Source organism: Sphingomonas sp. OK281, assembly GCF_900115295.1.
GTDB lineage: Bacteria > Pseudomonadota > Alphaproteobacteria > Sphingomonadales > Sphingomonadaceae > Sphingomonas.
Genome location: NZ_FOVZ01000003.1, coordinates 553,939 through 575,093, shown reverse-complemented (window position 1 = coordinate 575,093; position 21,155 = coordinate 553,939). Strand labels below are relative to the sequence as shown.

General features: G+C 64.6%; 15 protein-coding genes. 5 read left to right on the top strand and 10 right to left on the bottom strand.

Features of this window, described 5'->3' with window-relative positions:
• Positions 1-18: 18 nt before the first annotated feature.
• Positions 19-684 carry a response regulator gene (locus BM244_RS14195; protein WP_093399604.1) on the bottom strand — a complete coding sequence of 222 codons (666 nt, stop codon included), beginning with the start codon at positions 682-684 and terminating at the stop codon, positions 19-21.
• Positions 685-795: 111 nt separating this feature from the next.
• Here BM244_RS14195 and BM244_RS22725 point away from each other — a divergent pair, with 111 nt between their 5' ends.
• A complete protein-coding gene (locus tag BM244_RS22725; protein ID WP_139226941.1) occupies positions 796-1,488 on the top strand; it encodes a hypothetical protein in 693 nt (230 codons plus the stop codon).
• Between the two features lie 63 nt (positions 1,489-1,551).
• Here the strand turns inward: BM244_RS22725 and BM244_RS14185 are convergent, their stop codons facing one another.
• The 5 genes from BM244_RS14185 to BM244_RS14165 all read right to left on the bottom strand — a co-directional run bounded on the left by BM244_RS14185 (position 1,552) and on the right by BM244_RS14165 (position 6,441).
• Positions 1,552-1,773 (bottom strand): hypothetical protein, encoded by a 222-nt coding sequence (locus BM244_RS14185; protein ID WP_093399523.1) that lies wholly within the window; start codon positions 1,771-1,773, stop codon positions 1,552-1,554.
• Complete coding sequence (locus tag BM244_RS14180; protein WP_093399522.1) at positions 1,770-2,903, bottom strand: PepSY-associated TM helix domain-containing protein; 1,134 nt, start codon at positions 2,901-2,903, stop codon at positions 1,770-1,772. Before BM244_RS14180 ends, BM244_RS14185 begins: the two co-directional genes overlap by 4 nt.
• Positions 2,904-3,149: 246 nt before the next feature.
• A complete protein-coding gene (locus BM244_RS14175) occupies positions 3,150-4,043 on the bottom strand; it encodes an SDR family oxidoreductase (RefSeq protein ID WP_093399521.1) in 894 nt (297 codons plus the stop codon).
• 59 nt (positions 4,044-4,102) lie between these two features.
• Positions 4,103-5,722 (bottom strand): OFA family MFS transporter, encoded by a 1,620-nt coding sequence (locus tag BM244_RS14170; protein ID WP_093399520.1) that lies wholly within the window; start codon positions 5,720-5,722, stop codon positions 4,103-4,105.
• Between the two features lie 44 nt (positions 5,723-5,766).
• Positions 5,767-6,441 (bottom strand): fumarylacetoacetate hydrolase family protein, encoded by a 675-nt coding sequence (locus BM244_RS14165; protein ID WP_217649125.1) that lies wholly within the window; start codon positions 6,439-6,441, stop codon positions 5,767-5,769.
• Between the two features lie 107 nt (positions 6,442-6,548).
• Between BM244_RS14165 and BM244_RS14160 the strand changes: the two genes are divergently transcribed.
• Both BM244_RS14160 and BM244_RS14155 read left to right on the top strand, forming a co-directional pair.
• On the top strand, positions 6,549-7,643 hold the full coding sequence (locus BM244_RS14160; RefSeq protein ID WP_175518207.1) for a catalase family protein: 1,095 nt from the start codon (positions 6,549-6,551) through the stop codon (positions 7,641-7,643).
• A gap of 1 nt (position 7,644) precedes the next feature.
• A complete protein-coding gene (locus BM244_RS14155) occupies positions 7,645-8,430 on the top strand; it encodes a metallophosphoesterase family protein (protein ID WP_093399517.1) in 786 nt (261 codons plus the stop codon).
• A 12-nt stretch (positions 8,431-8,442) separates the two neighbouring features.
• Here BM244_RS14155 and BM244_RS14150 read toward each other — a convergent pair whose 3' ends face one another.
• Positions 8,443-9,228 (bottom strand): hypothetical protein, encoded by a 786-nt coding sequence (locus BM244_RS14150; RefSeq protein ID WP_093399516.1) that lies wholly within the window; start codon positions 9,226-9,228, stop codon positions 8,443-8,445.
• Between the two features lie 191 nt (positions 9,229-9,419).
• Here BM244_RS14150 and BM244_RS14145 point away from each other — a divergent pair, with 191 nt between their 5' ends.
• A complete protein-coding gene (locus BM244_RS14145; protein WP_093399515.1) occupies positions 9,420-10,364 on the top strand; it encodes a peptidase associated/transthyretin-like domain-containing protein in 945 nt (314 codons plus the stop codon).
• A 417-nt stretch (positions 10,365-10,781) separates the two neighbouring features.
• Here the strand turns inward: BM244_RS14145 and rpoC are convergent, their stop codons facing one another.
• On the bottom strand, positions 10,782-15,068 hold the full coding sequence (gene rpoC / locus BM244_RS14140) for a DNA-directed RNA polymerase subunit beta' (protein ID WP_056060318.1): 4,287 nt from the start codon (positions 15,066-15,068) through the stop codon (positions 10,782-10,784).
• A 130-nt stretch (positions 15,069-15,198) separates the two neighbouring features.
• On the bottom strand, positions 15,199-19,353 hold the full coding sequence (gene rpoB, locus BM244_RS14135) for a DNA-directed RNA polymerase subunit beta (protein ID WP_060526672.1): 4,155 nt from the start codon (positions 19,351-19,353) through the stop codon (positions 15,199-15,201).
• A gap of 379 nt (positions 19,354-19,732) precedes the next feature.
• Between rpoB and BM244_RS14130 the strand changes: the two genes are divergently transcribed.
• On the top strand, positions 19,733-20,215 hold the full coding sequence (locus BM244_RS14130; RefSeq protein ID WP_093399514.1) for a hemerythrin domain-containing protein: 483 nt from the start codon (positions 19,733-19,735) through the stop codon (positions 20,213-20,215).
• 193 nt (positions 20,216-20,408) lie between these two features.
• Here the strand turns inward: BM244_RS14130 and BM244_RS14125 are convergent, their stop codons facing one another.
• Positions 20,409-21,155, bottom strand: a complete 747-nt coding sequence (locus BM244_RS14125; RefSeq protein WP_254784446.1) for a M15 family metallopeptidase — start codon at positions 21,153-21,155, stop codon at positions 20,409-20,411.

Below are 21,155 nucleotides of genomic sequence, written 5' to 3'. Positions count from 1 at the left end.
GATGGGTTTGCGTCATCATCACGAACCGTCCGCCGTCAGCCGGTACCCGCGGCCACGCACCGTCTCGATCATCTGCGCGCCGATCTTCCGCCGCAACCGGCCGATGATGACCTCGATCGAGTTCGAGTCGATATCCGCGTCGCCTTCGTAGACGCGTTCGATCAGGTCGGCGCGCTCGATCACCACTTCGCGGCGGAGTATCAGGGCGGATAGGACGCGCCATTCGAACGCGGTCAGCTTCAGCGGCAGGCCGTTCAGCTCGAACGTGCCGAGTTGCGCGTCGAACGTCAGCGGACCGCAGGTGACGCGCGACGCGGCATGGCCGGCCGCGCGACGGACCAGCGCGCGAAGGCGCATGACGACCTCCTCGACGCGGAACGGCTTCACGACATAATCGTCGGCGCCGGCCTTGAAGCCTTCGACCTTTTCCGACCAGCCGTCGCGCGCGGTCAGGATCAGCACCGGCAGGTCTCGTCCCGCTGCGCGCCAGTCGCGCAAGACCGACAGGCCGTCGCGCTTGGGCAGGCCGAGGTCGAGCACGGCAGCGTCATAGAGTTCAGTGGCGCCCAGATGGCCGCCATCCTCGCCATTGGTGGCGACGTCGACGGCGAAATGCTCTGCGCGCAACGCCCGCGCCAGCCCGTCGGCGATCGCCACATCGTCCTCGACCAATAATACCCGCATGCGCATGTCCCTATGCCTGAGACCCCAACGGAATCTGAACGGCTTGGTTCAGCGGGCGTCGGCAGCGCGCGCCTAAACGGTGATTCGTCAACCAATGAGAGGAACGACGCAATGACCGAACATTCCCATATCGCGCCGAACAAGCGCTTCAATCTCCGTCGCAACCGTCTGGCACTCGCCGCGGCTGGCCTGCTCGTCGTCGGTGGCGCCGCCGGTGCCGTCACCGTCGTTGCGACCCGTCCCAGCGTGACGATGGCGCCTGCCACCCCGGTTGCGATCCGCTCGCTTCAGTCGGATGGTATCGTCACGATCCGCGGCACGGTCGCCGAGAAATACGGCAACAAGTTCGTGATGGCCGACCGCACCGGTCGCGCGCTGGTCGATCTGGGCCGCGAAGGCGAGGGCAGCAACCTGGTCACGGCGGGGCAGCCGGTGATGATCCAGGGTCGGTTCGAGGATGGCTTCGTCCACGCCTCGTTCCTGGTCGCACCCGGCGGCAAGGTAACGGCGCTGGGCCCGGTCGGCGGCCCGCCGCGTGGCCCGCATGGTCCTGGCGGTCCTGGTCGTGATGGCCCGGGTCGCGATGGCCCGGGTGGTCCTGGTCGTGATGGCCCCGGTGGTCCCGGTGGCCCGGGCGGTCCGGGTGCTCCCCCGCCGCCGCCAGCCGGTATGGCTCCCCCGCCGCCAGCGGGCGTGGCACCGCCGCCGCCGATCGCTCCGGGTGCAATTGCTCCCGCGCCGGGTGCCGCTCCCGTCGGTGCGCTCCCAAGCGTGCCAGCCCGGCAGGCTAATCCGGCGACCTGACGCCGTTCGCCTCACCAGGGCGATCTGACACTAGCGCGGAGCCGGTATCATGCCGGCTCCGCGTTATCGCCGTATCGGTGCGGGCTGGAGCTGTTGACGGCGCAGCACCCGTTCGGGCGGGCGGACCCAGTAGCGGCCGGTCACAACGAGTGGCAGCGCCAGCAGCAGGCCTGCGCCGACATCCCAGACACCGTCGCCGATCAGGCCTGCGCCGAGCCCCGCGACGGTCGACACTCCGAGCAGGATCGGCAGTGCGAAAATCTGGCCGTTGGTCTTGTGGGTCATGCGATTTCTCCCGCCATCACGACTTCGCGGACGCGCTGGTCGCTCGGACCGCCGCGACGACGCAGCCAAAGATACAGCCCGCTGCCGAGCACGATGATCGTCAATATGTCGAAGAGCGCCCAGATGATCTTCATCGCAAGGCCGCCGTAATTCCCGAAATGCAGCGGCTGTGCGAGCAGCATCGCCTGCATGTACCACGGCATCGGCACGACCGCGTCGAGCCGTCCGGTCGCGGCATCGACGAAGCCGGGCAGCAACAGCTTCGACGTCAGCGGCGTCGCGCCCTTGAGGAAGACGGCGTAATGATGGTGGCTGCTGAAGACGACGCCGGGGAAGGCGATGAACTGCGGCTTCATCTCGGGCGCCTCGCGTTGCACCGCGTCGAGCGCGGCCTGGACCGAGGCGCGTTGGGCCGGCAATGGCGTGCGTGCCTCGCTGGCGATGATCTCGGCGAGGCCGTTCGCCTTCCAGATGCCGGTGATCGGCACGACGAACGTATTGATCGTGCCCGTCACGCCGACGACGCTCGCCCAGGCGAGCGTGACGATGCCGAGCAGGTTGTGGCGATCGAGCCAGCCGAGCCGCTTGCTGCGACCGCGACGCAGCGTACCGAAGTCGAGCTTGGCCATGAATGGGGCGTAGAGCACGACGCCCGAGACGATCGCGGCGAAGAAGAGCAGGCCCATCACGCCGAGGAAGATCTCGGCCCAGAAGCCGAGGAACATGTCGGTGTGGAGCTTCAGGATGAACGCCATCACGCCGGGGACATAAGGGGGCATCTTCGCCCCGGTGCGCGCGTCGAACGCGAGAAAGTGCATTGCCGCGGGGGCGGCATCGGGCGTCGGGCCGGTGGTGACGTAGACGATAGGGCGCTCGTCGTCGAAGCTGACGTAGAGCGGAATCTCGCCAGGGGCGGCCTTTGCAGCGCGGCCTAGAATGGCGTCGAGAGACAGCGACGGCGTGTTTGCAGGCAGCGTCGCCATCGGCGCCGGCGGGTCGAGCCAGCCATCGATCTCCTCATCGAAGATCAGCGGCAGGCCGGTCACGCAGAGCATCAGCAGGAACGCGGTGCAGATCAGGCTCGTCCACTTGTGGACGAGATACCAGGTCTTGATCGTGCCGCGGGTCATGCGCGGGGAGCAGTTTCGACGAGGGGTATGATCTGCCGGACGTTCACCGGGACACAGGTACAGTTTTGATAACGATGTGCAATAGCGACGTTGGGGCTAGGGGCCTTACCAACTGATCCTCCCCCCTTGGGGGAGGTGGCTGGCGCTTGCCAGACGGAGGGGGAGGTAAGGGTAACAGCGGTTGCGCAGTCCTCCCCCTCCGTCACCTTCGGTGCCACCTCCCCCTGGCGGGGGAGGATTAGGGCGTCAGGCTACGCCGGCGCCGCCGGTTACGCCGTACACTTCGCCGGTGGTGTAGCTGCCTTCTTGCGAGGCGAGCAGCACATACACCGGCGCGATCTCGACGGGCTGGCCCGGACGGCCAAAATGGCTCTTCGATCCGAACGTCTCGACCGACTCCTGCGGCTGGCCACCGCTGGGCTGGAGCACCGTCCAGAACGGCCCCGGCGCGACGACGTTGGCGCGGATGCCCTTCTCGATCAGCTGCTTGGCGAGACCCTTGGTATACGCGACGATCGCCGCCTTGGTGGTCGCATAGTCGAGCAGATTGTCCGACGGATCATAGCCCTGCACCGACGCCGTCGTAACCACTGCCGCACCGACGGGGAGGTGCGGTACGGCGGCCTGCACGAACCAGTGCAGTGCATAGACGTTGGTCTTCATCGTCTGGTCGAAATCGTCGGTCGAGATATCGGCGACGGTCGGCCGCGTCTGCTGGCGCCCGGCGTTGACCACCAGCACGTCGAGACCACCGAAGGCATCGACCGTCTGCTGGACCGCGGCGCGGCAGAACGACTCGTCCTTCACGTCGCCCGGCAGCGCGAGGGCCTTGCGCCCTTCCGCCTCGATCAGCGCGACGACTTCCTTCGCATCGGTCTCTTCGGCGGGGAGATAGACGATCGCGACGTCGGCACCTTCGCGCGCATAGGCGATCGCCGCAGCACGGCCAATGCCGCTATCGCCGCCGGTGATGAGCGCCTTGCGCCCCGCCAGCTTGCCCGAGCCCTTGTAGCTGGTCTCGCCGTGATCGGGTTTCGGATCCATCTTCGACGCGATCCCCGGTGCTTCCTGCGGCTGTTGCGGGAAGGGGGGCTGCGGATATTGCGTTCGCGGATCCTGCATCGTGAGCCGGTCGGCCATGGGTTGCTCCTCTGAAGATTGAGCAGGGGCAACCCATGTCGGCGCGGATAGGTTGCGTTCTATTTGAGCAGGATCAACGCCTTCGACAGCGTCATGTAGATCCCCCAGAGGATCGGCAGCCCGACGGCCAGCCACGCGAACACGACGATCGGCGAGGTGCCGGTTGTCGCCGCCGCCGTACCGCCAGCGACCGTGTCGACTGCGATCGGTCGGTCGTCCGCCGCCATGTGGAACTTGGCAGCTACCGGCCGGACGAACAGGTTCGCGACGAACCCCGCAACCAGCATCGCCGCCAGCACCAGAAAGATCGGCGGGTAGATATCGCTGCGCGGCACGCCCGCCGCGATCGCGCGGTCACGCATGTTCGCGACGAGCAGCGGTCCGACGACCCCCGCGGTCGACCAAGCGGTCAGCAATCGGCCGTGGATCGCGCCGACATATTTCGTCCCGAACAGGTCGGCGAGATACGCAGGCGCCGTCGCGAAACCACCGCCGTACATCGAGGCGAGGATGCAGAAGACCAGAATGAACAGGCCGAGCGTCGTGCCAGCGAGTGCAGGTGCGGCGAAACCGTAGAGCACTGCGCCTGCCGCGAGGATCGTCGCGAACAGGGGTTTGCGGCCGATCCGATCGGACAGCCAGGCCCAGAAGAACCGCCCGCCGATGTTGAACAAGCTGATCGCGCCGACGAAGCCTGCGCCGACCGCCGCCGCCGCCTTCTTCTGGTCGTCGTCGAATGCCGTGAACAACACGCTCGGCGCATCGATCAGGCGTCCGCCGAACAGCTCCTGCAACATCGGCGAGGCGATGCCGATGATCCCGATCGAGGCGGAGACGTTGAAGAACAGCACCAGCCACACCAGCCAGAATTGCGGCGTGCGATGCGCGTCCGACAGCGCGACGTTGAAGCGGCTGATCGACGCCTTGGCCGATGTTGGCGCGGTCCAGCCGGCAGGTGCCCAACCCTCGGCGGGGACGCGGTAGCCGATTGCGCCGGCCATCATGAACACGAAATACACGCAGGCCAGCACCAGGAACGTCTGCCAGACGCCGACGCCCGTCGGGCTCGCGAAATGCTTCATCAACAGGTCGGCGAGTGGTCCGCCGATCATCGCGCCGCCGCCAAAGCCCATGATCGCCATCCCGGTCGCCATACCGCGCCGATCAGGAAACCATTTGATCAGCGTCGAGACGGGCGAGATGTAGCCAAGGCCAAGTCCGATCCCGCCGATCACGCCCGACCCGAGCCAGATCAACCAGAGCTGATGCGTCGAGATGCCGATCGCGGCGATGCCCATCCCGCCACACCAGCAGAATGCCGCGACGACGCCGGCTTTCCGCGGGCCGGCGCGCTCGAGCCAGCCGCCCCATATCGCGGCGGCGGCACCGAGCACGACGAAGAACAGCGTGTACGTCCAGACCAAGTCGCTGACCCGCCAGTCGCAGGTCGTGGTGGTCAGCGCGCCGAGCAGCGAGAGGTTCGGGCAGACGACCGGATCGGTGATCCCGATCGCGCGCGACAGCGGCAACCAGAACACGCTGAAACCATACGCCATGCCGATACACAGGTGGATCGCAAGCGCGCAGGGCGGCACGAGCCAGCGGTTGAAGCCCGGCGCAGCGACGGTTCGGGCCCTGCTGAGAAAGCCCTCCGCGCCAAGGTCTCTCGTGTCCGGCATGCAACCCCCTGTTTAGTATCGTTTATGCGCCGGACGATGGGCGCTCAGGCGGCGAATGTCACCTCCAGTGTTTCGAACCCCTCGATCGTCGCACGCACGGTCTGTCCACGCTGGATCGGGCCGACGCCGGCCGGTGTGCCGGTGAAGATCAGGTCGCCGGGGGCCAGCTCGACGAAGGTCGACAGCGTTGCGATGATCTCGGGCACGCTCCAGATCATCATCGACAGGTCGCCGGACTGGCGCGTCTCGCCATCAACCGCGAGCGCGATGCTGCCCTCGGTCGCGGGTACGCCCGGCGTAAGCGCGCCGATGGGGGCTGAGCGATCGAAGCCCTTCGCCATGTCCCACGGCCGTCCGGCCTTCTTTGCCGCCGCCTGGAGATCGCGGCGCGTCAGGTCGATGCCGACGCCAGCCCCGAAGATCGTCGCGGCGGCATCCTCGACCGCGATATCCTTGCCACCCGCGCCGAGCGCGATCACCAGTTCGACCTCGTGATGCAGGTCTTCGGTCTTGGGCGGGAAGGGGATCGCGCTGCCGTTCGCGACGATCGCGTCGGCGGGCTTGGAGAAGAAGAACGGCTCCTGCCGATCGGGATCAGAGCCCATTTCGCGCGCGTGATCGGCATAGTTCTGGCCGACGCAGAAGATCCGGCGGACGGGAAAGCGGTCGGTGGTGCCAGCGATCGCGACAGTCGGCGCGGTAACGTGTGGGATGTGCATGATGGCTCCTTCGGCAGCCCTCATCACGCGTTGCCGCCCGGTTTGCAACGGAAGCGGAACGTCCGCCCCCTCAACGGGTTACCGATGCGTACCCTGAGGAGATATCCATGCCTAGCAACCAGCCCGTCCGTTTCGACCCGTCCGTCGAAACCATCGCTCCCGACGAGCAGGAGACGTTGCAGGGCATGAAGGACTCGTTCCAGGATATCCTGGAGACGACGTCGCAGGACTATGGCCATGCCGTCCGCTCGGTCCATGCCAAGGCGCACGGCATCGCGCGCGGCACGTTCACGATTCCTGACAACCTGCCGCCCGAACTCGCACAGGGCATCTTTGCGACGCCCGGCCGCCACGAGGCGATCATCCGCATCTCGACCAACGCCGGCGATATTCTCGACGACAGCATCAGCCTGCCGCGCGGCCTCGCGTTGAAGATCCTCGATGTCGACGGTGCTCGCCTGCCGGGCTCGGAAGGCGACACGACGCAGGACTTCATCATGGTCAACGGCCCGGCATTTTCCGCGCCGGACGCCAAGTCGTTCGCCAAGAACCTGAAGCTCCTGTCGAAGACGACCGATCGGCTAGAGGGCGTGAAGAAGGCGATGTCGGCCACCTTCCGCGTCGTCGAGTCCGCGCTCGAAGCGGTCGGCGGCCAGTCGGCGACGTTGCAGACGCTCGGCGGTGCCAAACCGGTCCACCCGCTCGGCGAGACCTATTATTCGCAGACGCCGTTTCGTCATGGCGACTATATCGCGAAGGTCGCGCTGTTTCCCGTCTCGCCCGGAATCACGCGTTTGACGGGCGACACGGTGAACGTATCGGCGCGCCCGGATGCGTTGCGCGAAGTCGTCAGCGAGGAAATGATCGAGCATGGCGGCACCTGGGAATTCCGCGTGCAACTCAATACCGACCTCGAAAAGATGCCGATCGAGGATGCCTCGGTAGTCTGGGACGAGGCGCAGAGCCCGTTCGTGACCGTCGCGACTCTCGAAATTCCGGCACAGCTTTCGTGGGAGCAGGGCGTAACGGACCGCCTGGACGACGCGCTGTCGTACAGCATCTGGCACGGCATCACCGCGCATCAGCCTCTCGGCGGCGTCAATCGTGCGCGCAACGATACGTACAAGCAGTCAGCGGACTTCCGTGGCCAATTCAACGGATGCCCGATGCACGAGCCAGCTACGCTGTCCGAACTTGCCTGACATGACGGTCACGGGGGGCGCCGGATTGACGTTGTTCCACGTCAGCGACGTGCATTTCGGCGCGGAGGACCCGGCGGCGATCGCCTGGTTCTCCGAACGCGTCGCGCAGGAGAAGCCGGACGCGGTGATCATGACTGGCGACCTGACGATGCGCGCGACGAAGGACGAGTTCCAGCAGGGCGGCGACTGGCTGCGTTCGCTTGGCGTGCCCGTGACGCTTGAAGTCGGCAATCACGACATCCCCTATTACTGGGACCCGTTCCGGCGACTGTTCGCACCGTATCAGCGTTATGCAGCGGTCGAGCAGATGATCGAGCGGCCGCTGGAGCTTCCCGGCGTAACCGTCGTTCCGTTGAAGACGACGGCGCGGGCGCAGTGGCGGTGGAACTGGTCGAAGGGGCGCGTCAGCGCCGGATCGCTGAAGCGCGCGCTGGCCATGATCGCGGATGTGCCGAAGGGCAACCTGATCCTTATCGGTGCGCACCACCCACTGATCGAGGGCGGTACGACCGGGACGGCAAAGACGCGGAATGGCGAGGAGGCACTGACGGCGCTCGCCGAGGCTGGCGCGCATGCCGTGTTGTCGGGCCATGTCCACGATCCGTTCGACGTACCGGTCGAGCGCGCAGGGCGGATCATTCGCATGATCGGTGCTGGCACGCTGTCCAAGAGGACGCGAGGCAGTCCCCCTGCATTCAACGAAATGCGCGTCGAAAGCGGGCGGTTCGAAACCCTTTCGAGGACGCTGTCTACCGAGGCCAAGCACTCGATCACGAGCATGGTCTAGCGGCAGACGGAGCTAGGGCGCCGTGCCCCCGTTGAACTCGATATCGATCTCCACCCAGCCTCCCAGGATCTGCTTCCCGCCCACGCGCGGGGGGCGGACACGGAACTGCCACGCGGCCTGTCGCATCGCGCGGGCCAACCCCGAGCCTACCGGCGACTCGCTGAGAGCGCGGCAATTCTCGACCTGGTAATTCTCGATCATCCGGCACGCGATCTTCGCCCAGCTGTTCGGCGGGGGCGCGCTTTTCAGATAGCCGTTGAGTTCGGCATCGGTCGGCCGGCGATACCATTCGACCTTGTACAGTCGCTCGCCGCCTGGCCCCTCGCCGGGACCGTAGGCCGAGCCGCTATCCTTGCCCTTGCCCGAACCGCTACCGCCATCACCGCCGGCAAGCTGGTTATCGGGATGCGACGGCATCTTCGATATGTCCGCGGCGTCGAACATCTCCATGCCGCCCAGCATCTTGATCGGCAGAGGCGGTGGCGATTTCGGCGGGGCAGGGGGCGCCTGAGCGGACGCCGCGCGGGGTGCGGCTCGCTCCGGCGAACCACCACTGGCGCGCTTCTGCCGGGTTGGCGATGGCGTGCGCTTTTCCGGCGTGGGAGCAGTCTGGTCCGGCGCGAGCTGGAACGTGACGGGATTCTTCGGCTCTTCCGGCTTTGCGACATGCGATGGCGCTAGCCTCAGCAGCAGCAGTATGATGAAGATATGCGCAATGACGGTGAGCACGAACGCGGCGCTGCGCCGTCTTGCCGAACCGCGAGTCTCGATCGACGAAGGATGGTATGCCGACCGCATCGGTTGCTCGCCTACCCGCGCTATGCCTCGCCCGCAACCGCAAGCCGCGTAATGACGAAGAGTTCATGCAGTGCCCCGCCGCCAGGAGCAACGACTCGATACCGCGGCCGAGCACCCCCCTGAATTAACGCGGACACATCGCCGCAATGCGTGTTGCCTAGATTGACGGTTCGCGAAAAGGGGACCGCATCATGAGCTCTAACGATCAGACTATCGACGCGCAGTATCGGGACGGGCAGGACCCCCCGCACGGACACAGCCTGGCGGAGGACCGCGTCCACATCGAACGGCTGATGGGACGTCGGCACGCATTGAAGTGGTTCGCGGGGGCGGGAACCGCGGCACTCGTTTCAGGTTGCGGCGGTAGCGATTCCGCTGCATCCGACAGCGTCGCGGTCGTGACGGGAAACATCGCGGCGACTACGACAACAACGACCGTAACGCCGACTCCTACGGCCACAGTCACGGCCACAACGGCATGTATTGCCGATCCGACCGAAACCAACGGACCCTATCCCGCGGATGGCACGAATACGTCGAGCGGAACGACATCCAATGCGCTGACGGTCAGCGGCATTGTCCGCACCGATATTCGATCGAGTTTCCTGAATGCATCGACCACGATCGCGACTGGCGTCCAGCTCAAGTTGACGCTCACGGTCGTCGACGTCAACGCGACCTGCGGGGCGCTGTCAGGCTATGCCGTCTACATCTGGTGTTGTGATCGGTCTGGTAATTATTCCCTCTACACAGTGCCGACGGAAAGCTATCTGCGTGGCATGCAGGTGACCGACACGAACGGGCAGGTCACGTTCACGCTGATCGTTCCCGGCTGCTATTCGGGACGCTGGCCGCACATACATTTCGAGGTGTTCTCAAGCCTGACAACGGCGACCAGCGGCCGCTACGCGTCGCTCGTCGGACAGCTGGCCTTGCCCACCGCAATCTGCACGACGGTCTATGCCGACACCACGACCTACCCATCGAGCGCCCGGAACTTCGCGCAGATCACGCTGGCGAGCGACAATGTCTTCGGCGACAACAGCGCGGCCCAGCTGACTCAGCAGACGCCGACGATGACCGGAAGCGTCAGTGAGGGATATGTCGGCACCGCGACCATCGGGCTGGCACGGTAATTCGGACGGGCGGTCATATCGGGTTAGTTCCCCGCAGCCAGAACTAGTGCCCGACCCAATCCAGCAAAAATGAAACGGTCGCGGTCCGTAATCCGGGCGGCGGCCTTTTTGCTGCGCGGCGGCGGGGGACCAACCGGTCTCCCGGCGTTGTTGCGAGCCACACCAATGTTCAGGTCGGCGATCAAGACGACGACAAAGAAGCCCAATCCTCTTTTGGCTAATCTCGCATTTTCTGGCGGCCAGAGCGGCGCCGATCCGACCGCTACAATTCCAGTCGCCTTCAAGCCCGTCCGTTTCGTGCGGCGTGGCAGGGGGGCGTGATCTGCAAATGTTCCTAAACACGAAAAAGGCCGCCGCCCGGTATCCCGGACGGCGGCCTTTTTCTTAGTCAGCGCAGAAGGCGTCTGACGAAACCGATTACTCGGTCTCGTTCAGATACTCGCCAGCATCCGCGTCGGTGCCGGTGCCCGAGGTGACGACCGCTGCGAGCGGATCTTCACCGGTGCCGCCAGCATCGCGCGGCGAACGTGCCAGTTCGGCAGCATGCTCGTCGGCAGCCGACATCGGTGCCACGATCGACACCTCCGCCATCTTGCGCTGCTGGACGCGCATCGCGGCGTCGCGGCTGTTGGCCACGACACGCAGGCGGTTGAGACCTGCACCGGTGCCTGCCGGGATGAGCCGGCCGACGATCACGTTCTCCTTCAGGCCCATCAGCATGTCCTGCTTGCCCTGCACCGCTGCCTCGGTGAGGACGCGGGTGGTCTCCTGGAACGATGCCGCCGAGATGAAGCTGCGGGTCTGCAGCGACGCCTTGGTGATGCCGAGCAGGATGGGCTTGCCCTGTGCGCGGGTCTGCTTCTTCTCGAGCTTCTCGTTGGTCGCGTCCATTTCCTCGCGATCGACCTGCTCGCCCTTCAGCAGCGTGGTGTCGCCGCCGTCGGTGATCTCGACCTTCTGCAGCATCTGACGAACGATCGTCTCGATGTGCTTGTCGTTGATCTTCACGCCCTGGAGACGATAGACCTCCTGGATTTCCGACACGAGATACTCGGCGAGGGGTTCGATGCCCATCGTCTCGAGGATGTCGTGCGGATCGGGCGAGCCGCCGATCAGGTTGTCGCCGCGCTTGACGTAATCGCCTTCCTGGACGTCGATCACCTTCGACTTCGGCACCAGATACTCGACGACGTCGCCGCCATCCTCAGGCTGGATGCCGATCTTGCGCTTCGCCTTGTAGTCCTTGCCGAACACCACGCGGCCCGAGATCTTGGCGATGATCGCCGAGTCCTTGGGGATACGTGCCTCGAACAGCTCGGCAACGCGCGGCAGACCACCGGTGATGTCGCGCGTCTTGGCAGACTCGCGGCTGACGCGGGCCACGACGTCGCCGCCGAACACCTGTGCGCCATCCTCGACCGACAGCGTAGCGCCGATCGCCAGCATGTAACGACCGGTCTCGCCCGACGTCTCGTCGAGCAGGGTCATGCGCGGACGCAGATCCTCCTTCGACTTGGTCGCCGCACGATATTCGATCACGACGCGCTGGGCGATGCCCGTGGCTTCGTCGGTCTGCTCGGTGAGCGTCTTGCCCTCGATCAGGTCGACATACTTGATCGTGCCCGGGTTCTCCGTGATCACCGGCATGGTGAACGGATCCCACTCGGCCATCCGATCGCCGCGCGACACGATGTGACCATCGTCGAACAGCACGTACGCGCCGTAAGGGATGCGATCGACCGAGAGCTCGCGGCCGTCCATGTCGACGATCGCGATTTCACCGGAGCGGCTGAGCACCACGCGACGGCCACGCTGGTCGACGATGATACGCAGATCGCGGAACTGCACCGTACCGTCAGCGTGAGCCTCGAGGTTCGACGTTTCGTTGAGCTGCGCCGCACCACCGATGTGGAACGTACGCATCGTCAGCTGCGTGCCCGGCTCACCGATCGACTGCGCGGCGATGACGCCGACAGCTTCACCGATGTTGACCGGCGTACCGCGGGCGAGATCGCGCCCGTAGCACTTGCCGCAGACGCCGATCTTCGATTCGCAGACCAGCGGGCTGCGGATCTTGCACGACTGCGTGCCGAGGCCCTCGATCGTCGTGATCATCGGCTCGTCGAGCAGCGTGCCCGACGGGATGACGACCTTGCCGGTCTTCGGATCGACGATGTCCTCCGCGGTCGTACGACCGAGGATGCGCTCGCCGAGGCTTGCGATCGTCGAACCACCCTGGAGAATGGCCTTCATCTCCAGCGCGCGGGTCGTGCCGCAATCCGGTTCGATGATGACGCAATCCTGCGACACGTCGACCAGACGACGCGTCAGGTAGCCCGAGTTCGCCGTCTTCAACGCCGTATCCGCGAGGCCCTTGCGAGCGCCGTGGGTCGAGTTGAAGTACTCAAGGACGGTCAAGCCTTCCTTGAAGTTCGAGATGATCGGCGTCTCGATGATCTCGCCCGACGGCTTGGCCATCAGGCCGCGCATGCCGGCAAGCTGCTTGATCTGCGCCTGCGAACCACGAGCACCCGAATGGGCCATCATGTAGATCGAGTTGATCGGCTTTTCACGACCGGTCTCCTCGTCGACCTTCACCGCACGGATCTCGTCCATCATGGCGTTCGCGACCTGGTCGCCGCAACGGCTCCAGGCGTCGATCACCTTGTTGTACTTCTCCTGCTGCGTGATCAGGCCGTCCTGATACTGCTGCTCGAAGTCCTTCACGAGCGCCTTGGTGTCGTCGACGAGACCAACCTTGGCGTCCGGAATGATCATGTCGTCCTTGCCGAACGAGATGCCGGCGCGGAATGCGTGGCGGAAGCCGAGCGACATGATCGCGTCGGCGAACAGCACGGTCTCCTTCTGGCCGGTGTGACGATAGACCTCGTCGATCACGTCACCCACGTCCTTCTTGGTGAGGAGGCGGTTGACGGTGTCGAACGGCACCTTGTGGCTGTGCGGCAGGCACTCGCCCAGCAGCATGCGGCCCGGGGTCGTCTCGTACCGCTTGAGGTACTGCTTGCCCTTCTCGTCGGTCTGCGGAACGCGGCTGATGACCTTGGTGTGCAGCGTGACCGCCTGAGCGTTCAGCGCCTGGTGCACTTCGGCCATGTCACCGAGCAGCATCCCTTGGCCCGGCTCGTTCTCCTTCATCATCGACAGATAATAGAGACCGAGGACCATGTCCTGCGACGGAACGATGATCGGCTTGCCGTTGGCAGGCGACAGGATGTTGTTCGTCGACATCATCAACACGCGCGCTTCCAACTGCGCTTCGAGCGACAGCGGGACGTGGACGGCCATCTGATCGCCGTCGAAATCGGCGTTGAACGCGGAGCAGACCAGCGGGTGAAGCTGGATCGCCTTGCCCTCGATCAGAACCGGCTCGAACGCCTGGATGCCGAGACGGTGAAGCGTCGGCGCACGGTTCAGCATGACCGGATGCTCGCGGATCACCTCGTCCAGGATATCCCAGACTTCCTTGCGCTCCTTCTCGACCCACTTCTTCGCCTGCTTGAGGGTCATCGACAGACCCTTGGCATCGAGACGTGCGTAGATGAACGGCTTGAACAGCTCGAGCGCCATCTTCTTCGGGAGGCCGCACTGGTGCAGCTTCAGCTCAGGACCGGTCACGATGACCGAACGACCCGAATAGTCGACGCGCTTGCCGAGCAGATTCTGGCGGAAGCGGCCCTGCTTGCCCTTGAGCATGTCGGACAGCGACTTCAGCGGACGCTTGTTCGCGCCCGTGATCGTGCGACCGCGGCGGCCGTTGTCGAACAATGCGTCGACGGCCTCCTGGAGCATGCGCTTCTCGTTGCGGACGATGATGTCCGGCGCACGAAGCTCCATCAGGCGCTTCAGGCGGTTGTTGCGGTTGATCACGCGGCGATACAGGTCGTTCAGATCCGACGTCGCGAAACGACCGCCGTCCAGCGGCACCAGCGGGCGCAGCTCGGGCGGGATGACCGGAACGACCTCAAGGATCATCCACTCGGGGCGATTGCCCGAATCGATGAAGCTCTCGACGACCTTCAGGCGCTTGATGATCTTCTTGGGCTTCAGCTCGGACTTGGTGACCGCGAGCTCTTCGAGCAGCGCGGTACGCTCACCGACGAGATCGAGCGATTCGAGCATGATGCGGACCGCTTCGGCGCCGATACCGGCCGAGAACGCGTCCTCGCCATACTGGTCCTGCGCGTCGAGGAGCTCGTCCTCGGTCATCAGCTGGTACTTTTCGAGCGGGGTCAGGCCCGGCTCGATGACGATGTACGCCTCGAAGTACAGCACGCGCTCGAGCTGCTTCAGCTGCATGTCGAGCAGCAGGCCGATGCGCGACGGCAGCGACTTCAGGAACCAGATGTGCGCGACCGGAGCGGCGAGCTCGATATGGCCCATCCGCTCGCGGCGGACCTTCGAGACGGTAACCTCGACGCCGCACTTCTCGCAGACGATGCCCTTGTACTTCATGCGCTTGTACTTGCCGCACAGGCACTCGTAGTCCTTGATCGGACCGAAGATGCGCGCGCAGAACAGGCCGTCACGCTCGGGCTTGAACGTGCGGTAGTTGATGGTCTCGGGCTTCTTGATCTCGCCGAACGACCACGAACGGATCTTGTCCGGGGACGCGATGCCGATCTGGATCTGGTCGAACGTCTCGGTCTTGGCGACCGGATTGGCGAAGGGGGTCATCTCGTTCATTTTATTCTCCATTCCCCTCCCGCATGGCGGGAGGGGCTAGGGGAGGGGATGTCGTAGCCTCTCGGGGTGGTGCCTGCGGGGACAGGCCCTCCCCCGACCCCTCCCGCAAGCGGGAGGGGAGGAGCGAGGCTTACTCCGCCGCGATCTGGATGCCGTCGCTGTCGAAGCCGGGCTCCGACTGCTTCAGGTCCACATTCAGGCCGAGCGAGCGCATTTCCTTGACGAGCACGTTGAAGCTCTCCGGGATGCCGGCCTCGAACGTGTCGTCGCCCTTGACGATCGCCTCGTAGACCTTGGTGCGTCCGACCACGTCATCGGACTTCACCGTCAGCATTTCCTGCAAGGTGTACGCCGCGCCGTAGGCCTGGAGTGCCCAGACCTCCATCTCGCCGAAGCGCTGCCCACCGAACTGCGCCTTACCACCCAGCGGCTGCTGCGTGACCAACGAGTACGGCCCGATCGACCGTGCGTGGATCTTGTCGTCGACCAGATGGTGGAGCTTCAGCATGTAGATGTAGCCCACCGTCACCTTGCGATCGAACTGATCGCCGGTGCGGCCGTCGAACAGGTCCGACTGACCCGACGTGTCGAGGCCCGCCAGCGCCAGCATCGCCGACACATCGGCTTCGCGGGCACCATCGAACACCGGCGTCGCCATCGGCACGCCACCCTTCAGGTTCTTGGCCAGCTCGACGATCTCGTCACCCGTGCGGGCGTCGATCTCGGCGTGATACTGCTCGCCGTACACCGTCTTCAGGCGATCGCGGACCGCCTCCGGCATCGCACCTGGCTTCGCGTCCGGATTCTCTTCGCGCCACGTCTCCAGAGCCGCGGTGATCGACTGGCCCAGGCCACGTGCGGCCCAGCCCAGATGCGTCTCGAAGATCTGACCGACGTTCATGCGCGATGGCACGCCCAGCGGGTTGAGCACGATATCGACCGGCGTACCGTCGGCGAGGAACGGCATGTCCTCCGCCGGCAGGATGCGGCTGATGACGCCCTTGTTGCCGTGACGGCCGGCCATCTTGTCGCCCGGCTGCAGCTTGCGCTTCACCGCGACGAACACCTTGACCATCTTCAGCACGCCCGGCGACAGCTCGTCGCCACGCTCAAGCTTCTCGCGACGATCGTGGAACTTGTCCGTAATCAGCTTGGCGGCATCGTCATACTGGATCTTGACCGCTTCCAGATCGCTCTGGACCTTGTCGTCGGCGACCGCGAACTTCCACCACTCGTGGCGGTCGACGCTGTCGAGCAGATCCATGTCGATCACGACGCCCTTCTTGACGCCCTTCGGCGCCGAGGTGGCGGTCTGGTCGAGCAGCATCTCGCGGAGACGCGACCAGGTCGCACGGTTCAAGATCGAACGCTCGTCGTCCGAATCCTTCTTCAGGCGCTCGATCTCCTCGCGCTCGATCGCCATCGCGCGCTCGTCCTTGTCGATGCCGTGACGGTTGAAGACGCGAACGTCGACGACCGTACCCGAGACGCCCGGCGGCAGGCGAAGCGACGTATCGCGCACGTCGCTGGCCTTCTCGCCGAAGATCGCACGGAGAAGCTTCTCCTCCGGCGTCATCGGCGATTCACCCTTCGGCGTGATCTTGCCGGCGAGAATATCGCCCGGCTCGACCTCTGCACCGATGTAGACGATGCCCGCCTCGTCGAGGTTGCGAAGGGCTTCCTCGCCGACGTTCGGGATGTCGCGCGTGATGTCCTCAGGCCCAAGCTTCGTGTCGCGAGCCATCACCTCGAACTCGTCGATATGGATCGACGTGAACACGTCGTCCTTCACGATCCGCTCGGAGATCAGGATCGAATCCTCGTAGTTGTAGCCGTTCCACGGCATGAACGCGACGAGGCTGTTGCGACCCAGCGCCAGCTCGCCGAACTCGGTCGACGGACCGTCGGCGAGCACGTCGCCTGCACGAACCGCATCGCCAACCTTCACCAGCGGACGCTGGTTGATGCAGGTCGACTGGTTCGAGCGCTGGAACTTCATCAGCGTGTAGATGTCGACGCCCGACTTGCCGGCATCGATCTCGCCGGTCGCCCGGATCACGATACGCGCCGCGTCGACCTGGTCGACGATGCCAGCACGCTTTGCCGAGATCGCGGCACCAGAGTCACGCGCAACCGTCTCTTCCATGCCGGTGCCGACGAACGGCGCCTCGGCCTGGACGAGCGGCACGGCCTGACGCTGCATGTTCGAACCCATCAGCGCGCGGTTGGCGTCATCGTTTTCCAGGAACGGAATGAGCGATGCGGCGACCGAGACGAGCTGCTTGGGGCTGACGTCCATCAACGTGATGTTGTCGGGCAGCGCCATCAGGAATTCGCCAGCCTGACGCGACGACACCAGTTCCTCGACGAAGCCGTTAGACGAATCGAGCTCGGCGTTGGCCTGCGCGATCGTGTGCTTGGCCTCTTCCATTGCCGACAGGTACACGACGTCGTCCGTGACCTTGTGGTCGACGACCTTGCGGTAAGGAGTCTCGATGAAGCCGTACTTGTTCACCCGCGAGAAGCTGGCGAGCGAGTTGATCAGACCGATGTTCGGGCCTTCCGGCGTCTCGATCGGGCAGATGCGGCCATAGTGCGTCGGATGAACGTCGCGGACTTCGAAGCCGGCGCGCTCACGCGTCAGACCACCTGGTCCAAGTGCCGACACGCGACGCTTGTGGGTGACTTCCGACAGCGGGTTGGTCTGATCCATGAACTGCGACAGCTGCGACGAGCCGAAGAATTCGCGGACCGCGGCAACCGCAGGCTTCGCGTTGATCAGGTCGTTCGGCATGACCGTCGAGACGTCGACCGACGACATGCGCTCCTTCACGGCACGCTCCATGCGGAGCAGGCCGACGCGGTACTGGTTCTCGAGCAGCTCGCCGACCGAACGGACACGACGGTTACCGAGGTTGTCGATATCGTCGATTTCGCCCTTGCCGTCCTTGAGGTTCACGAGCGTCTTGATGACCTCGAGAATGTCCTCGGTGCGCAGCGTCGTCACGGTGTCCTCGACGTCGAGGTCGAGACGCATGTTGAGCTTCACGCGGCCGACGGCCGACAGGTCGTAGCGATCCGGATCGAAGAACAGACCCGAGAACAATGCCTCGGCCGTCTCCAGCGTCGGCGGCTCGCCGGGGCGCATCACGCGGTAGATGTCGCTGAGGGCCTGCTCGCGCTCTTCGGCCTTGTCGACCTTGAGCGTGTTGCGGATCCAAGGACCGGTTGCGACGTGATCGATGTCGAGCAGGTCGAGACGCTCGATACCTGCCTGGTCGAGCAGTTCGAGGTTCTCGGAGGTCACTTCGTCACCGGCTTCGATGTAGATACGGCCGGTCGACTCGTCGATCAGGTCATAAGCCGAATAGCGGCCGAAGATTTCCTCGGTCGGGATCAGCAGGTCGGTGAGACCATCCTTGAACGCCTTGTTGGCAGCGCGGGGGCTGATCTTCTGGCCGTTCGGGAACACGACTTCGCCGGTCTTCGCATCGACGATGTCGAACATTGGCTTCTGGCCACGCCAGTTCTCGACCTGGAACGGAACGATCCAGCCACCCTGGCCGCGGACGAACGTCACGCGGTTGTAGAAATAGTTGAGGATCTCTTCCGACGTCATGCCGAGCGCGTAGAGCAGCGCCGTGACGGGCAGCTTGCGCTTGCGATCGATGCGGACGTTGACGATGTCCTTCGCGTCGAACTCGAAATCGAGCCACGAACCGCGATACGGGATCACGCGCGCTGCGAACAGGTACTTGCCCGATGCGTGCGTCTTGCCGCGATCGTGATCGAACAGCACGCCCGGCGAACGGTGCATCTGCGAAACGATGACGCGCTCGGTGCCGTTGATGAAGAACGTGCCGTTCTCGGTCATGAGCGGCATGTCGCCCATGTACACGTCCTGCTCCTTGATATCGATGACCGACTTGGCCTCGGTATCGGGATCGACCTCGAATGCGGTCAAACGGAGGGTGACGCGCATCGGCGCGGCGTAGGTGATCCCGCGCTGGCGGCATTCCTCGACGTCGAACTTCGGCGGCTCAAGGACGTAATCATCGAAATCGAGATAGGCGGTGCCGGCGAAATCCTGGATCGGGAACACGCTGCGCAGCGTCTTCTCGAGACCCGAGACGTGGCCGATCGACTTGTCGGAGCGCAGGAACTGCTCGTAGCTCTCGCGCTGGACTTCGATCAGGTTCGGCATCTGCACGACTTCGTGGATGTTGCCGAAAACCTTGCGGATACGGCGCTTTGCAGTGCCGTGTTCGATCGCCTTGGAAGCCATAGGTTTTGTTTCGCCCTATAAAAACTGACGGATCAGTCGTAATTTCGTGCTTGGGAACCCCCAAGCGGGACGCACGTTCACGCAAAAAGGCCGCGCGCATCAGGTGCGGCGGCTCTCAGCGTATGAAACCTCGGTATCCAATACGATCGACACGCTGCGCGACGGCATGTCATTTCCCGGATGCTGTGGTGAGATGCGGATATAGGCGCACCACGGCGTCATGTCAAAGGGTGGACGTGACACGGTCGTTTCGACAGCGGTCCGGCTGCCCGAAATACTATAGCGGCTGGACCGCAGCCAGCGCTAACTGCATCCATGACGGCAAGTATCGCGTATTTCTGGTATCAATGGGTGACATTCGCAGGGAGTAGGCGGCGTCATGAACGATAGGATCGCAGTGCGGACAGTATCCGACCAAGACCGCGCGAACTGGGCAAGGCTGATCGAAGATCATGAGAAGATCGCCGGGCAGTGCGCCGAACTCGTGGGTCTGGCGCGACAATCGAATGCGCAGAGCACGATCGCATCGCGCAAACTGATCGAGCTTGCCGTTACAGTCGCTGATCATCTCGGCGTCGAGGACGAGGTCATCGATCGCACCGTCGTGGCGATGGAGGCGCATTGCTCGGCCGACATGATCGCCATGATGGAAGAGGACCTCGACATTCTTCGCTCGGACTGGAAGGCGTTCATCGGCCGCTGGTTGCCGACCATCTCGCCGAAGGACTGGGCTGCGTTCGGGGTGCAGGCGGAGTCGATGCTCGATCGTCTGTCGCACCAGGTGAAGCTGGAGACGGAGCTTCTGTATGACCATGCGCTGCGCGATGGCGTGGTGCGTCCGGGTGGGTTGGTGTTGCACTGAGGGGGGCGGGACCAATCGTAACCGATCACGCAGACCGACCAGATAGCACCACCCCGGCGGAAGCCGGGGCCCAATTGGTAAGGTGGTAGCAATGGAGCGCCACGCTATATCATTGACGCTTCCGAATTGGGCCCCGGCCTCCGCCGGGGTGGCGTAGCTGTTGGAGATATAGTTAGCGGGGAATGTACGCTAGCTACCGCCGCTTCTTCTTCGAAGGCTCGACCGCCACTGGCGTCACCGGCACCGGGGGCTGCACGGTAACTTTCACCACCAGCGGCAAAACCCCCGGATCAGCCGGATACAACCGCCGAGCCCGCGCAAACACGAACCGCGCCTTGGCCGCCCCAGGCGCACTCTCGCTTGCCCCGACCCAGCGCCAGTGCCACGGCTCCCACTTCACATGCTGCTTGTTCCCACCGGGAAAGCTCTGCTCGAACCCGAACCGCGGCGCGTTCAGCCGCAGCCAGCGCGCGGCAGGCGTAGCGGCCATGCACGCCTCCGCATCGGGACACCCGTTCGCCGGACGGACCGCAAAGTCCAAGGCGTAACCGGTCGAATGCTCGCTATACCCCGGCGGCGCCACCGAGATCGCGCGGTCCGCCGGGCTGCTCGTCTCGCCGCGACAGAAGACGCTGCGCTGGCGCGCGATAGACCGCTGGCACGACAACGCTCGGAGCTGACCCATCACCGAGGGATCGCCCTGCGCCGCCGCGAACAACCGCAACAGATCGGGCAATATGTCCGCGCGCACCACGCATGGATTGCCCAGCGAATACTCCGATGGCAGCCTGACCAGCTCACTCTCCGGCGCATCGCCATACGGCAAATGCCCGAATGCGCGACCGTCGGGGGCGATCGCCGCGCTCTGGCCCTCGCACAATTGGGCCTCCGCGACGGTCGGGGCGAAGAGGAGCGCGAGAGCCAGTGTGCGGTGCAACAT